The sequence below is a fragment of the Pseudomonas sp. AC083 genome, from assembly GCF_979253165.1.
In genome coordinates this window covers 24661-38840 of the sequence record NZ_CEEDDH010000027.1, presented here as the reverse complement: position 1 = coordinate 38840, position 14180 = coordinate 24661, and the positions used below count along the sequence as shown (strand labels likewise).

The following is a 14180-nucleotide window of genomic DNA, read 5'->3' as shown; positions in this document are numbered from 1 at the left end:
TCCTTGCCCCGCGCCTCCAGGCGCGAAGTGGGCAGGCATATCTATTTCGTCAGCTCGTCATGCACAAATGGCACGGTTATTGAGCTTTAAAGCGGATCTTTTAAAGCCCTTCGGTACCAGTAAGCGACTAATCTTGCAGATATTCAAAAGCACCTAACTGCTCGATCGGCGCGCCGACTTTTTCAGGGGCGATTCCGTCGGAAATGTGGGTGCCAAAGAGGACAAATCGAGGGGAATGAGGTCGCCGAAGGCACCTGAGAGGGCGCTGGCAGGACGCAGGCGAGCGAAGGCACCGCCGGTGGCGGTGCTGGGGAGAGGCGCGCTAGGGCAGCGAGTCGGGATGTATAGCGAAGTGAGGGTGCGCCCGGGCGAATGCCTGGGACAGCTGGAGCCGGCCAAGGTCTGCATTGGCTTGGGCAAATGCCACCCAGGCCGCCGTCCAGGCTCTTTTATACTCGACCTTGTCGAGCTGCTTCTGCTGGTGTTGCTTTTGCCGGACGGCGCGCTGGGCGGCGTCGTGCGAGTCTTTGCGCACCTTGGCCTCGGCTGCTTCCTTTTCCAAGGATTGCCGAGTGCGCGTCTGCGCCACACCCAAGACGGTGCGACGCTCTACGCGCTTGCGGGTTTGAGCCTCGGCCAGCTCATGGCCCAGCCCCAAATCGATAAAGAAACGCCGGCGAACGTGAATCGTGACGCGGGTGATCCACTTTTTACCCTTGTAGAAAATCCGGCGGAACTTGCGACGCACATAACCGGCGCGCTCAAGATCGCTAAGCAGCCGCGACAGCGTCCACTCGCGAACGCCCGAGTCCTCGCACAACTTGCGCTGACGGTTGACGTGCATTTTTCCATGCTTGTCCATCCAGCCAACCACCATCTGAGCCAGATCGAGGCGCGCGCACAGCGGGCCAATCAGCTCGGCGAGCGCGTCCCAGCGCTGCTGATACGTGCGCGAGTCGTTGATATCGTCGAAGCGGCGCAGGAATTTACCCTCGCGTTTGTCGGCTTCTTCGTGAACTCGGGCGATCGCCTTCTTGAACAGACCACCGAACATCCGGCCTTGATCTTCAGTGACGCCGGTAAGGCGCCGCTTTTGACCGGTGCGGTCACGCGGTGGAAGTTTTGGGCGTTTGGTCAGGATATCCGGGATGGCATCAAGGCCGGCGTATGCGGCAGCCTCAACAGAGCCGGGCAAAAATTGGTTGACCCGCTTCATAGCGCGCCACCAACAGTCAAGGCCAGCCGCTGGACGCGAGCCGGGGGCTGCAAATCTATACGCCCCCGCATAATGCCGGGGCGGCCTTCTGCTGAGGCTTCGCCGATCATCCAAACATCCCTAATGGCTAGGGCTTGCTTATGCGGTGATCAGCTAATAGACTTCTACCTGCCCGGTTTGAAGCCAATTTGTGCTGATTACCAGAAACCCCCGTCCCGCCAAGGTCGGGGGTTTTCTTTTTTAAGCCTGCCGAAATTCTCTAATTCTTCTAACTGCTTAGCCCCCAAGGGGCTGACGGCGCTCAGAATAACGCGCCCGCCTTTGCTCGTCCACATTTTGTGTAAATTTACACATTCTTGAGCGAAGCAACGGCCAACCGCACCGTTTCCAGGTGCAGCCACTCGCCCGGATGCGCTTCCGGGTCATTGCCTTTCTGAAGACACATCCACGCAAGGTACTGATATATCGCGTCGATAGTAGACGCTTGGTCACTTTTGATCAAAGGATTTACAGAGGGTGTATCCGACATAGGGGGGTTCCTTCCTACAACAGTCGTTCGAGTGCGGCGATTCTATCTAGAATCGCCTAATACTGGATATATAAACAGTAGTGGCGTTTTGATTATCGATCGGGCGCATGCTACCGGACATGCGACAAAGGGCAGCTATCCCTCTGTCGGATATACCTATCCAGTTAATTGCGCCCGACGGACAACGCCCTGACGTACCCCTGGCACGCCTGCAAGGCGATCAATCCGCGATCGCCGGCATCGGTGATGCCGATAATTCGCCGAGCATGCGCTGGGTCAAGTTCGGCTCTTGCGGGACCATGAACCACGCCGCCGGCGCTGGCAGGGGCTGACAACCCGTCACAACGGCCGGCAGCGCTGCCGGCGTTGAGTAGGACTGACAGCCGGACATCAGCAGTGGCAAGGCGATCAGACAGGCGTTGCTGAGCTGTTTGCGCATCGGATAAATCCTTGTAGTGGGTTTTGTCGTTGTCTTCCAGGCGCCGTTCCAGCGCCAGGCGCTTGTCCTGCTCGATCACCAGCGCGCCCACCGCCGCCTCGGCGGCCGCCCGGGCCACGTCGGCGGACTGGCGGGCCTGCTCGGCCAGCGCGTTACCGTAACGCCAGTCCTGTATCGCCCAACTGCCGGCAGCACCGGCGCCGGCGATCGACAGCAGCACCAGGGCGATCGCCCAAGGCCGCACCGGTGCCGGGATCAGATCGAGGATTGACATAGCACCGCCTTGGCCTTGGCCCACAGCTCGCGGCGATCGGCCAGACCGACGTCGCCCCCGTTGATTTTCCGGCTGATGCCGTCGAACAGGCCGGCGTCGGCCAGATCGTTAAGACCTCGATCCCACCAGTACCAGGCCGCCGATAGCGCGGCATATTCCGGCTGCTCCAGCAGCTCGGGCCGATCGAGCAGTGGCAGGCCGAGCGCCTGACCGCACAGGCGGTAGTTGTCGCGCCCGGTGATCTGGATCAGGCCGCGCCCTCGATAGCGGTAGCCATCGCCCGACGCCTCGGGACCATTGCCCATGCGATTTGCATAGACGCGGTTGGCCAGCTTTTCCGAGTTGCACAGATACGCCTTTGCGGCCTCGATCTCGGCCGGATCTGCTCGGCCGTTACGGTTGTCATCGAAACCCGACTTGAACAAGCGCGCGACGCGCTCGGCGTCCCGGTAGTAGAGGCTTTCCGACAACTTGGTCAGGTGCTGCGACTCGTGCCCGCACTGGGCGATAAACGCCGCCTCGCGCACCGGCGAAGTAATGCGAAACCGCGCCATGGCCGTGACCAGTGCAGACACAAAAACGCCCGCGACTGGGCGGGCGTTGGGGAGGATCTGCAGCAATTGCTGCTGAGTGATCGGCATACAAACTCCAGGCACAAAAAAGCCGCTCAAGGCGGCGGGATGGGTGCGCTCTCGCGCTATTTGAGGCTCACGACCTTGACCGGCTTGGCGGGCTTTTTGCCCTTCTTGCCTTTGGCTTTGGCCTTGCCATTCTTGCCGCCGTTGCACTCGACAACGGTGGTCCAGCCGGCTTGGGTGTAGGTCTGCTGCACCGACTCGGCCAGATACTCGCCATCAAGTCCAACCTTGAAGCCCTGGGCGATGATCGATCGTTCGGCAAACAGATCGGTACGCCCTGCCATTTCCAGCCGCACGCCGGCCGTGGACCGGTTGAACGCTGCAAGTCTGGCCTTCGCCGCTGCCTCGGCCGCCGTCTTGTTCGGGTGAATATGGCGATCGGTATGCACCGCCGGCAGGCCGTCCGGGGCGTCGTCGTTCTCCAGCGACACCACGGCCAGCTTGCCGGTCTTCTTGTCCTGATGCTTGGCCCCGACCGCCTTGTGGCTGCTGCGATCGCCAAGGTGGAATTGCCAGCGGCTGACGTCTTCGCGCGTGATCACGATCGGCGCAAAGGCCTTGCCGCTCGCACTCTGCCCGCCCTGACGCGGCATCACCAACAGCTTGCCGTCGGCGACCTTGGCCGTGCAGTCGTACTGCTTGGCCAGCCGAGTGATGAAATTAAAATCGGACTCGCTGAGCTGATCGGCGCGCACTACTTTCGTGTTGACCGGACACACCGGCGCCCAGCCGTTTCGGGCAGCGACGTCGGCGACGATCTTGGACAACGGCACGTTTTCCCAGCTACCGCTGCGAATGGTTTTGCCGCTGCCGCGCATGTCGCTGGCCTTGCCCGTGATCACGATCGTATCCGGCGGACCGGACACCGTGATTTCATCAACCACATAGCGGCCCAGCCGTGCCAGTGACGTCTCCAGATAGCCCAGGTAAACCTCGATCCCCGCGCCTCGGGACGGCAGCACCACCAGCCCGTCACGGTCATCAATGCGCAATTCGAACTCGTCGGACTCCATCCCGACTTTGTCGGTGACACTCAACTGAATCAGGCGATCGTTCAGCAGCGCCGTGATGTCGTTGCCATCGGCAACAATGCGGAATCGGGGGGTCATGGATTTTTTCCAAAAGAAAGCCCGCACAGGGCGAGCCAAGGATCGAAGCGTTACGCGTAACGCGAGAGGACGCCGGCGGCGTGTCCGGACGGGATCAGTCCCACAAGGTCACGGCCTCGGTGACCGGGTGCGGCAGATCCGGCAGCACGATCACCACGCCGGCGCGGTAGGGCTGTTCCTCGTCGGCCAACCCCTGATTGGCGCCCAGCACCGCCTCGACGCTGCCATTCAAGTGCCCGTAAAAGTTGTGACAGATGGTATCGAGCAGATCCCCGTCAGACGTTCTGCATGTCGTCGCCATAGCGGACAAACTCCAAGGTAAAGGCCTGTTTGCGCGGAATGCCGCCAGCCATCAGCGAGCTTTGTTCCTCGTCGACGCTCTTGAGGCACCACGTTCCCAGCACGTCGCCATAGCCGGTGGTCAAGGTCAGCGGCTGGAGCTGAGCGCCCAGCGTGCGCAACGTGTCGAGCTGCTTTAAGCCGCCCTTGAAGCCCGGGAAGATCACCCCCTTGAGCGTGATTTTCTCGTCGCCCATGCCTACGCCCTGCTGCGCCGGCCGCCGCCCCAAGCGCTCTTGCGAGGCCCAACGGAATTCGGTCGAGCGGCGCAGCTCGTCAAACGCAGCGGTGTCGAGGTTGAACGTGTACTGCGGCGCCTTCGGGTCCTGCGGCTGAATGATCAGCAAGTGCGGGAACGGCTTCACAGCCTCCGGCGCCGGCGTCTGATCCGTGGCAAACGCACCGGTGGGCACGATGTTGGCCAACGCCGGGCTGGCCTTGCCGGCGATCTTGTTGATCGCCGTGGCGGCGCGGCCGGCCTGTTCCTTCAGCACCCCCAGCCGCTCGTCGATCTGCGCCACCGCGCGCGTGGCTGTGCCGTACATCGACACCACCCGCCCGACTTGCGCCTGGGCGGCATTGATCCCGCGCATGGCGCGCTGAAGCTTGGCCCCGATCGCCGGACCGACAAAGGGCAAGCCCTCCAGCTCGGACGCGGCGCCGGTGATTTCCCCGATCGCGCCGTTAACCGGCGCCATCATGCCGTCAAGGCTGCGCCGGCCCGTCTCCCCGGCCGAGGCCAAGTATTTAATCCCCGACTGCAACTGCCCCAATGCTTCCATAAATCCCCCTGATCACACGTGCGCGGCATCGAACAGATTGCGGCTTTCCTGCTGCTTGGCCATTTCGCGGTAATACTGATCGAGCTGCGGCTTGATCTGCGCGAACAGTTGATTGCCGTCCTTGACGTCACCGTTGACCGTCAGCGAGAACGGCGCATTGATCGCCACGTTAGACTCGACCTTTGGCGCCGGCGCACTGGCCGGCGCTGCCTTGGCCAGCGGCCCCAGCTTGGCGTCGGCACTGGCTTCGGGCAGCATCATCGAGCGGCCCACATCGCCGGGCTTTGCCGATTCGCTGGCCACTGGCGCAGCGCCCGGCGCGGCCATCATCAATGGCGTAGCCGGCTTGGCGAATGACTTGGCGATATCGCCCATCACCGGCGCAATGTCCTTGCCGGCGTTGGCCATCATCAACGGCCCGGCGTCCGGCATTTTCTTCGCGGCATCATCGGCACCGAACAGCGATTTGCCGACAAAGCCGCCCAGGGAGTCGCCGCCCATGTTGCCCAGCACGCCACCGATCAAGGCGCCGATCGCCGTACCGATCACAGGCACGACAGAACCGATCGCGGCACCGGCCGCCGCCCCGGCGAGCGTGCCCGCCAAACCGCCGGCCGCTGAGCCGTAGCCCTCGGCTTTCTCGTCCTGAGTTTCGGCGTTCTGATAGGTGTCATAAGCCTTGTAACCGGCATCAGCCACCGCTAGAACCGCCGTGCCTTTGACCGCTGACCCGATGCCCATGCCACGGCCGAAACCGCGACGCCCGGTCTTGCCTTTGCCGCCCTTTCCTTTCTTGCCGTCGCCGGCATCGACGTCGGCGCCGTCCAGACCACCACCCGCACCACCGGCCGGCAGGTTGGTCACGATTACCTTTTGCGGGATGTTCGGGTTACCCATCAGCGAGCCACGGCCGATGTTCATCAGCCCTTTGGCCATCTTCACGCCGCTCATGGCCGTCGACAGCCCAAGGATGCCGGCAGTGGCCAGCCCGATCGCAGACACCAGTCGCGGCGACTCGTCGGACAGCTTGGCCAGCCCGCGCGCGACAGAACCGATCCCGTCTACCACGGCGTCCGTCACCGGGCGCATGGCGTCGCCGATCGCGCGCATCGAGTCGTCGAGGCTCTGCACCATTTCCGACTGTTTCTGCGCCGACGACTGGCGGCGCTCTTCCAGGTTCTTATCCAGAATCCCGGTCGCGCTGGCCGATTCCTTTTTCAGCTTGTCGTACAGGTCTTTGTTCTGCATGTACGCGGTCAAGGCGCCCTTGACCTGCATGTCTGCGAACAGGTCACCGGTACGCAACGCCGATTCCAGCGAGGCGATCATGGCCTTGGCTTTCTCGGGGTCGGCTTCCTGGCTGATCGCGGCCGTCGCCTCGGCCATCTTGGCGGCCTTCTTGGGGTCGGTCGCCTCAATGTATTTTTGGGCCAGCGCAAAGCTGGATTCCAAGGTGGACTTGCCGTTTTGTAGCCCGGTATTCATCGACGCCTGATAGTCGATGCCGGCCTTTTCGTAGGCCTTCACCGTGTCACCGGAACCGATTTTTTCCATCCAGTTTTTGAGGTTGTTCGCCGCCTCGTCGGAACCGCCGGCCGTTTTCATCTGCACTTGAAGCATCGAACCCAGTTGCGTCACCGAGTCCATGCCGGTAATGCCCAGCTTGCCCATACCCGCGAGCAGTTCAGGGAACCAGCGCGCCATGTCGGCCGCTTCAAAGCTGCCCGCCTGCCCTTGGTAGGCGATCGCCTCAAGCGCCTTTTGCATCATTGCGGGGTCGGTGATTTTGGCGTTCTGCCCCAGGGCATTGATCATCTTGGCGGTTTCGGTGCCGTCCGAACCCTGCCCAACGGAGAACTTGGCCGCTGTCGGTGCGTAGGCCAGCGCCTTGTCCAGCTCCATGCCGGCGCCCACCAGGGCGTTCACCACCTCGGCCACCTGATTGCGCGCCATGCCGGTATCGCGCGACGTGTCGATCACTGTCTTGGACAGCTTCGCCTCTTCGGGCGTGTTGGCAATGTTGGACTTGATCGCAATGTCACGAATGATCGCGCCGTAGTCCGCGCTGATCTTCGTCGGGACGGCCATCAGCGCCGTGGCCGCCGTCGCCCGCCCGATACTGCTGCGCATCTGCTGCTTGCCTTCGTCGAGCTGCATGTGCCCTTTGGCCTTCAGCTCGGCGCCCTGCGCAATCTTGCCCATTTGGGTGTAGGCCTTGCCGAGGTTGCGAACCTCAACGCCCTGCTTTTTCAGCGCGGCCAAGTTGGCTTCCAGCTTCTTGCGCAGATCCTCGGCGCCCTTCTCGCCAGCCATGTGCGCCTTTCGAAACTCGGCTTGCAGGCGCATGGTTTCGCCAATGGTCTTTTCGAGGACCCGGGCCTTTTTGCCGGTTTCTTCCAGCTTCTTGATTCGGCCGGTGGCGTCCTTGAACGCCGCTCCCAGCGTCGAGCTGACAGCCCCGCCAATCACCAGACCGAGCGCTAGTTTCTTGCTCATGTGCGTGCCCTATGTTCGCCGAGTTAAAAGCGGCTCAATCCCTGAGCCACCACAGCATCCGGTCAAAGGGCATGGCCTCAATCTCGGCAGCAGAGAAACCCGTCTCTCTCGCCAAGGTCTTGGCCGCTACCCGTTGGGTCTCGGTGTTAAAGCTCGTCCTCTTCGACCAGGCGAAAATAGCCAGCCTGCAAGCGGTTGTAGTTCCGCTGAGTCAGGGCGGCGATTTCCTTTTCGGTCGCACCGAGCAGGCTGCACAGAATGTTGATTTCGATCTGCTCGTAATCACCCTTTGCCGTGGCAGTTGCCGCACGCGTGTCACGCACCGTCGGCGCTCGCATGGTCAGCGTGTCGACCTTGATACCGCCGAAGTCGGCGGCCCCCTTCAAGGTGATGATTGCGCTGTCGTCGCTGATTTCCAGCCAGGACGGGACTTTCTTTTCTTCGGTTTCGTGAGTCATTTTCTACTTCCTTACAGGCCGAGGGCCGAGCGTTCGGCGGCCAACTGGTCGACACCGTCGACAACCATGATCATTGCGAGCGGGTCGATCTCGTACATCAGGCGCCCGTCGATTTCGAGCTTGTAATACGTGAGCTTCACGGCGTGCTTGATTTCGCCCACCGTGGACGGCTTCCAGTCGCCCATGTCCACCTCTTTCACGCCGCCGCGCATGGTGACGATCACCGGCGTAATGCGCCCTTTCAGATCCGCGAAGGCGCCGCGAAACGTCAGGCTCGTGGCCGTCTGGTCAGCCAGACCGAAGAACTTCAGCGCCTCGCGGCGCACGCCGTTGGTGGTAAAGGCCGATTCGATCTTTTCCATGCCCACGGCAAACTCGATCGGGGCGAACATGCCGCCGCCCTGATAGTCCTCGGTTTTCAGGGTCAGTTTCGGCAGCGTCAGAGTGGGCACGTCGCCGGAAAAGCTGACGCCGTCCACAAACAGGTTCATGTTCTTCAGAACTTGAGGAATCATCGGTAAGCCCCCTTAGGCTTCAAGCACTTCGGTCAGCCACTCGTTGGTGACCTCGATCAGGAAATTCGGGTTTTCAGCCGGCGGCACGTCGGTGAAACGGATGCGCCAATAAACCTTGCCCTGTTCGAGCTGGCTGGCCGTGTTCATTTCGGTGTCCGGGTAGACTTCAAAGTTGATGATCGCGCCGGCGTTCTTCTGGTCGCGCATGAACGCTTGCAGGCCTTCGGTCACGTCCTTGACGTAGGTCTTAGTGATCGAGCGGTCGACCGCCCACTTGTGCCCCGCCTGGATCGCATCCATCAGGATGTCGCAGGTACGAACGCGGGTAACAAACGACCACTTCGGATCACTCGACAGCGTGCGGTTGCCCCACAGGCGATAGCCGCCGTCACGAATGATCGTGCTGACATTGGCGTTGTTGAGCAGGTTGGCCCGGCAGGTTTCGTCGCCGTCCAGGAACTCGATCGGGCGAGTAGTGCCGGTGATGCCGACAAATTCCTTGTTGGACGGCGAAGCCCAGTAGCCGTAAGTCGCATCAGTCCAGGCGAACAGGCCCGCTACCCAGGCAGAACCCGGGGCATCGATCGTCGCGCTGGTCACCGTGTCCCAATACTGCACACCCGGATCAACCAGATAGATGCGCTTGCTGCCGAACTCCTGGGCGTAGGCCAGCACCGCCTCGTCGGTCGTGTTCGGACCGTCGACGATCGCGATCGCGCGCAGCTTGGCGGCCAGTGCGTCCATGGCGGTAGCCACGGCCTGAGTGGCCGAATGTTTCGGGGCGATCAGCAACTTGGGTTGCGCGTTGTGCTTGCTCTTGCCATCAAGCAAAGCTTGCAGGCCGGTACGCTGGCCACCGACCAGAACGCCGCCGATGATCGCTGAGGTTTGCAGCGCGGCGTCTTCCAGCACAGGCACACCGACAGCGACGATCACAGCCTTGGCGCGCACATAGATCGCCTGGGCGGCCTTGGTGATCGCCGAGTCAGCACCGAAAGCGGCGATCGCCTCGCGCTCGGACGTGAGCAGCACCAGCTCGCCAGCCTTAGCTGTGCCGCCGCCGATAACCCCCGGCTTGAAGGTGTCGCAAAGACCGATGATCGAGGACGACGGCAGCGAGATAGTGCGCGCACCGGTATCAATCAGCGTGGTCGTCACGCCGTGAAAAAAAGATCCAGCCATAAGGGTCAATCTCCAGAAACGAAAAAGCCCCGCATGTGCGAGGCTGTGAGGGTGTTCGTGTTACGCGTAACGGAAAAGAAACGCCCCGTCAGTGCGGGGCGTTTATTGGATCTGCTCGATCAGCCAGGGCGGCGCGATCGGGCGGTGATCGATCAGTGGGAATTGCTCGCCTTGCGGCCAGTCGCGCAACAGCCGGCGGTAGCCTTGCAGCTCGGCATATTGCTCGGGCGTGATCGAGGTCAACCCGCCTTCCTCGACCTCGTCGCGATGGCGTGAAATCAGTGGATCTGTCAACGCCAATTGCCGATCACGCCAAACACGCTCAGCAGCGGCCAGCACCTCAGCACTCGGCGGCTGCCGATCGATCAGGATAGGGCCGCCGGACTCGTCAGCCGCGACGACCATGCCGGCAGACTGCCCATCCAGAATTGCGCGACGATGCTCAAGCGAAACCTCCACGCCATCTTCTGGAATAGCGTCAACAATGTTGCTGTCATAGAAACCGAGTTCTGATGCACTAAAGAAAATCACGTTCAGTTTCCCCACACATGCCAGAAAAGCACTGGATTAACCGACGTGGTCGGCCCCGAGTTCGCATTGACCAAAATGCTATTAAGGCTGCTTCCGTTCTTTCTGACCCCAGCAATGGAAAACTCGGCTGCCCCGGCCTGCGCCGATAAGGGGACCGAAACCGTCGCGCCAAAAATCGCATTAGGGAACGCGGTAGGAAGGACAACGTTCACCTCGGCATTGTCCGTAACAGAGACAGACCCCCATTGCTCGATCAAACCAGACGGGTATTTTTGGTATCCGTTGGGCGACAGATTCGCCATAAACCCTTGCCTGAGTTTCTTTGGCGTGACGATCGTTGTGTCATCGGTGCCCGCATCAAACTGCGCCTGCGTGGCGATCCTGGCCGTCCCCAGCTTGATTTCCGTGGCCTGCGTCGCCAAAGCCGCCAACGCAGCAATGTCGATGTTTCCCTGATTGATTGGTGCGTTCCAAGCCTTAATGCACCACATAACTGCTAGGTTGCGCGGTCGAGTAACACCTAGCGACCCCGTTGATTGCGGAGTTGTACCAGACGTGAATACGGCGTTTGTAACCCCGTAATCAGTAAGATTATGAGGATCAAGCCCGTGCTGCTCAGCAACCCCCACGTTTGACAAAGTGTTGTGCCACAGACCCGACACAGCTGGACTTTCGTTACTAGGGTCAAATGACTGCAAGCTGCCTTTTTGCCAGCTGCCAATCCCGCGCCCTGGATCCACACCGCGCCCATGATCCCAGCCGCGCAAAAATTCGCCACGCGATTCCGGCAAACGGAAATTTCCCGCACCCTCGCCGCCTTTGTTGAAGGCCGTGCCGAGGAATGCCGCCAAATCTGGATAAGCCGCAATGCTCTTGACGCTGCCGTCCAGCTCCAGAAAACCGGGTGCTACCTTGTCCAGCGGAAACGAAACCATCGTGCCCACCGGTAAAGCCGAGGCCTGCGCGATCATCGCCTCGATTTCGGCCTTGGTGTAGCAGTCCTTGATACCCATTCCGGCGAGCGTTTCCGGGTTATCACCCGATACGACAATCCCGCGATCGCTGACCTTGACCCGCGTGAATTCGCCCGGCGTCTTGTTCTTCGGCAGCACCTCAAGAATGGCCGCGTCGACGTAGGCACGCGAGGCCAGCACAATCGCCGGGTCAATCTTGAGCTGAATGTTGCCGGTGCTGGTGACAATGAAGTTCATCCGCACGATTTGCGTGCGGCCCGAGCCTTGCGACAGCAGCGGCTTGAAGCTCGGCGCGCAGTTTGCCACCGCCACCAGATCGCCGTCTGCATCGTAGAGGCCGATTTCGCGAATCCACTTACCGCCCTCGTCGGCCGGAATGATCTGCTCGGCGATTATCACCGCCGGGTTGATCGGGTCAATCTTCAGTTGGTTGAGCGGCTTGCGGCGCCACTCGTTGAGCAGCTTGGTTTGACTGGCCGACGGCACCGGATTGGGCGGATCAGCCAGCCCATTCGGGTTGGCATCACCCACGCCCATTTGCGTGATCAGCCAGGGAATGCCGAGCGCGTCGGCATTCGCCTGCTTGGCCATCCCCACATTCGTAAGGATCGCGAAAAACTGCGAATTCGCATCAATCATAATAAACGTCCAGGGTGTCTATGGTGTGTTCGCGGCCGACCACGCCAAAGCTGCCAGTGACCTCAATGTCACGCATGACGGGCGGGTAAACGTCGATTTCGTCGCCTTCGTAGACGGACACGGCGATATTCAAATTGCCTTGAGTTTCCAGGCTGATCGCCAGCCCGGTCAGGTGCCGGGTGACGGGCTTGGCGTCGTCAATCAGGCGCTCAAGCTCCTGATACATTTCTTCGGTGATGCCGGTATCGAGAACCCCGACCTTCAGCGCGAAGGTGCCCGGCACGCCCTCGGGCACCGTCTTGAACCACTCGACAATCTCGATCAGATAGCCCAGCGGCTCGACCACGCGACGCAGCGCGCCGATCGTGCCCTTGTGTTTGTGGATGTAGAAAGACGCCTTGATGGCCGCGCGCTTGGTCGCCTCAGACCATCGGTAATCCCAGCGATCGACCGACCATGCCCACGCCAGATGCGGCAGCAGCTCGACCGGGCAGGTGTCGGGGTTGTACAAGGTGCGCAGCGGGACAATCGTGCGATCGTAGAAAGCCGCCTCGATTGCCCGCTCCAGAGGCGTGCTATTGCTCGGCAGCAGGCTTTTCATGTTGCACCCGCCATCGTCACTTCGTAGCCGGTGCACCACGCCGCCTGCGCCTTGGTAGGTGCCAGATCCTGCCAGCCCACCAACTCGACCCGGGAAACGCCGGCAATGTGCAGCTGAGCGTCCACAGCCGAGCGCGCCACCTCAACCCCCAGCCGTTTGCGCGGGTTGATCCACGCGGCAAGGCGGCGTTTCGCCTCTGCCAGACTGGCGTCACCCTCCGGGCCGGCGCTGCTCATGTGCAAGATGGCGTCAATCCGGTACTCAAGAATTTCCGCGCTTTGCACCTTGACCCGATCGGCGACAGGCCGAGTGTCTTCGTCATCCAGTGCCAGCCGGACAATGTTCAAAAGCTCGGGGCTGGCCTCGCCTTTCCCTTCGGTGCTCAGCACCGTTACCGTAACGTTGCACGGCGCCGGACTTTCGGCCGAGGCGTCGGCCACCAGACCCGAGGCGTTACGCGTGTGCAGGATGTAGCTGTTACGCGGCCCCGCGGTGGTCAGGCCCTCATAAGCCAGTTGAATACGTTCCCGGTAAGGGTCGTCCTCTTCCAGCACTTCAGGCACTGGCGGCGTGGCAGTCAGATCCTCGGCCTGAATCACCAGGCGCGGCAGATTGACGTTGCCGCCAAGCTGATCGAGGTCACTTTTGATCGCGTAGGCCAGCAGCAGCGCCTTGGCGCCGTCGTTGACCCGGGCACGGTTGCCGAGCTTGTTATAGGCCCCGACTTCCAGCAGCTTGACCACCGGATCTGATTCAAGGTTGGCCGTCCAGTTGTCGCCCATGCTCCCGCGAAACATGCTCAAGCTGTCTTCAAAGGTTTGTTCGAAGTCCAGCGGCTCCAGCACGTCCGGCGCCGGCAGCGCGGACAGATCCAAGATACTCATGCGCTCACCTCGGCCAGAAAGTCGTCGCCCAGGTATTCGCCGGCGACGCCCAAATTGATTTTCCCGCCCAGCACAGAAAGCACCTTGACGCTCTTGAGCTTCACGCGCGGCTCCCAGCGGCCGAGCGCCCGCGCGGCCTCAGCCTGCACCGAACTGATCCAACCGGCGTTAACTGGCAAGTCCACATAGGTGCGTAGCTTGCTGCCGTAGTCGGGCCGCTCCCGACGACTACCCAACGGAGTGCTGAGAATGTCGCCGATGGACTGAATAACGCTGTCGATGCCGGTAATGGGCTGGCCGGTCTGGCGATCCATTCCGATCATCTGCGTTACTCCTGGGCTTCAAGTTCGGGATGGGATTTCAGAAACGTCACTGCCTGTTCATCGGACGCCGAGACGTCGACCGAGGCCTTGACCACGGCGAGCGTGCGATTGGTCCCAGGGATGCACAGCGTGCGCGAGGTAAAGACCGTATCGCGAAAGGTCAAACGCAGATCCGTCGACGTCGACGCATCAGCGCCGGGCGTTGCAGTGGCCTTGGCCATGGGTTTCCTCCAGACACAAAAAAGCCCGCA

The 14180-nt window shown here is 61.4% G+C and carries 16 protein-coding genes; all 16 read right to left on the bottom strand.

Annotated elements, in window-relative coordinates; translation table 11 throughout:
- Positions 1 to 322 precede the first annotated feature (322 nt).
- The 16 genes from AC0IXA_RS26605 to AC0IXA_RS26530 all read right to left on the bottom strand — a co-directional run bounded on the left by AC0IXA_RS26605 (position 323) and on the right by AC0IXA_RS26530 (position 14150).
- Positions 323 to 1216: a hypothetical protein gene (locus AC0IXA_RS26605; protein WP_130901870.1), complete on the bottom strand. Its 894-nt coding sequence runs from the start codon at positions 1214 to 1216 to the stop codon at positions 323 to 325.
- Positions 1217 to 1909: 693 nt separating this feature from the next.
- A complete protein-coding gene (locus AC0IXA_RS26600; RefSeq protein ID WP_471814822.1) occupies positions 1910 to 2458 on the bottom strand; it encodes a lysis system spanin subunit in 549 nt (182 codons plus the stop codon).
- Entirely contained in the window at positions 2440 to 3099 is a 660-nt protein-coding gene (locus AC0IXA_RS26595) for a glycoside hydrolase family 19 protein (protein WP_404938396.1), read from the bottom strand. Before AC0IXA_RS26595 ends, AC0IXA_RS26600 begins: the two co-directional genes overlap by 19 nt.
- 56 nt (positions 3100 to 3155) lie before the next feature.
- Positions 3156 to 4205, bottom strand: a complete 1050-nt coding sequence (locus AC0IXA_RS26590) for a phage late control D family protein (RefSeq protein WP_471814821.1) — start codon at positions 4203 to 4205, stop codon at positions 3156 to 3158.
- 94 nt (positions 4206 to 4299) lie between these two features.
- Positions 4300 to 4506, bottom strand: a complete 207-nt coding sequence (locus AC0IXA_RS26585; protein WP_095180626.1) for a tail protein X — start codon at positions 4504 to 4506, stop codon at positions 4300 to 4302.
- Entirely contained in the window at positions 4481 to 5326 is an 846-nt protein-coding gene (locus tag AC0IXA_RS26580; protein ID WP_130901874.1) for a phage tail protein, read from the bottom strand. Before AC0IXA_RS26580 ends, AC0IXA_RS26585 begins: the two co-directional genes overlap by 26 nt.
- Before the next feature lie 12 nt (positions 5327 to 5338).
- Positions 5339 to 7822, bottom strand: coding sequence for a phage tail tape measure protein (locus AC0IXA_RS26575; RefSeq protein ID WP_471814820.1), 2484 nt, complete (start codon positions 7820 to 7822; stop codon positions 5339 to 5341).
- 146 nt (positions 7823 to 7968) lie between these two features.
- Positions 7969 to 8280 carry a phage tail assembly protein gene (locus tag AC0IXA_RS26570; protein ID WP_471814819.1) on the bottom strand — a complete coding sequence of 104 codons (312 nt, stop codon included), beginning with the start codon at positions 8278 to 8280 and terminating at the stop codon, positions 7969 to 7971.
- A gap of 11 nt (positions 8281 to 8291) precedes the next feature.
- Positions 8292 to 8795: a phage major tail tube protein gene (locus tag AC0IXA_RS26565; protein ID WP_122612001.1), complete on the bottom strand. Its 504-nt coding sequence runs from the start codon at positions 8793 to 8795 to the stop codon at positions 8292 to 8294.
- Between the two features lie 12 nt (positions 8796 to 8807).
- Complete coding sequence (locus AC0IXA_RS26560) at positions 8808 to 9977, bottom strand: phage tail sheath subtilisin-like domain-containing protein (protein ID WP_471814818.1); 1170 nt, start codon at positions 9975 to 9977, stop codon at positions 8808 to 8810.
- Between the two features lie 102 nt (positions 9978 to 10079).
- Entirely contained in the window at positions 10080 to 10523 is a 444-nt protein-coding gene (locus AC0IXA_RS26555; protein ID WP_471814817.1) for a phage tail protein, read from the bottom strand.
- Positions 10511 to 12121, bottom strand: coding sequence for a phage tail protein (locus AC0IXA_RS26550; RefSeq protein ID WP_471814816.1), 1611 nt, complete (start codon positions 12119 to 12121; stop codon positions 10511 to 10513). Before AC0IXA_RS26550 ends, AC0IXA_RS26555 begins: the two co-directional genes overlap by 13 nt.
- Positions 12114 to 12722 (bottom strand): phage tail protein I, encoded by a 609-nt coding sequence (locus AC0IXA_RS26545; protein WP_471814815.1) that lies wholly within the window; start codon positions 12720 to 12722, stop codon positions 12114 to 12116. The genes AC0IXA_RS26550 and AC0IXA_RS26545 overlap by 8 nt, the downstream gene beginning before the upstream one ends.
- On the bottom strand, positions 12719 to 13606 hold the full coding sequence (locus AC0IXA_RS26540) for a baseplate assembly protein (RefSeq protein WP_471814814.1): 888 nt from the start codon (positions 13604 to 13606) through the stop codon (positions 12719 to 12721). The genes AC0IXA_RS26545 and AC0IXA_RS26540 overlap by 4 nt, the downstream gene beginning before the upstream one ends.
- Complete coding sequence (locus AC0IXA_RS26535; protein ID WP_122611995.1) at positions 13603 to 13929, bottom strand: GPW/gp25 family protein; 327 nt, start codon at positions 13927 to 13929, stop codon at positions 13603 to 13605. The genes AC0IXA_RS26540 and AC0IXA_RS26535 overlap by 4 nt, the downstream gene beginning before the upstream one ends.
- 5 nt (positions 13930 to 13934) lie before the next feature.
- Positions 13935 to 14150: a hypothetical protein gene (locus AC0IXA_RS26530; RefSeq protein ID WP_130901833.1), complete on the bottom strand. Its 216-nt coding sequence runs from the start codon at positions 14148 to 14150 to the stop codon at positions 13935 to 13937.
- Between the last annotated feature and the right edge of the window lie 30 nt (positions 14151 to 14180).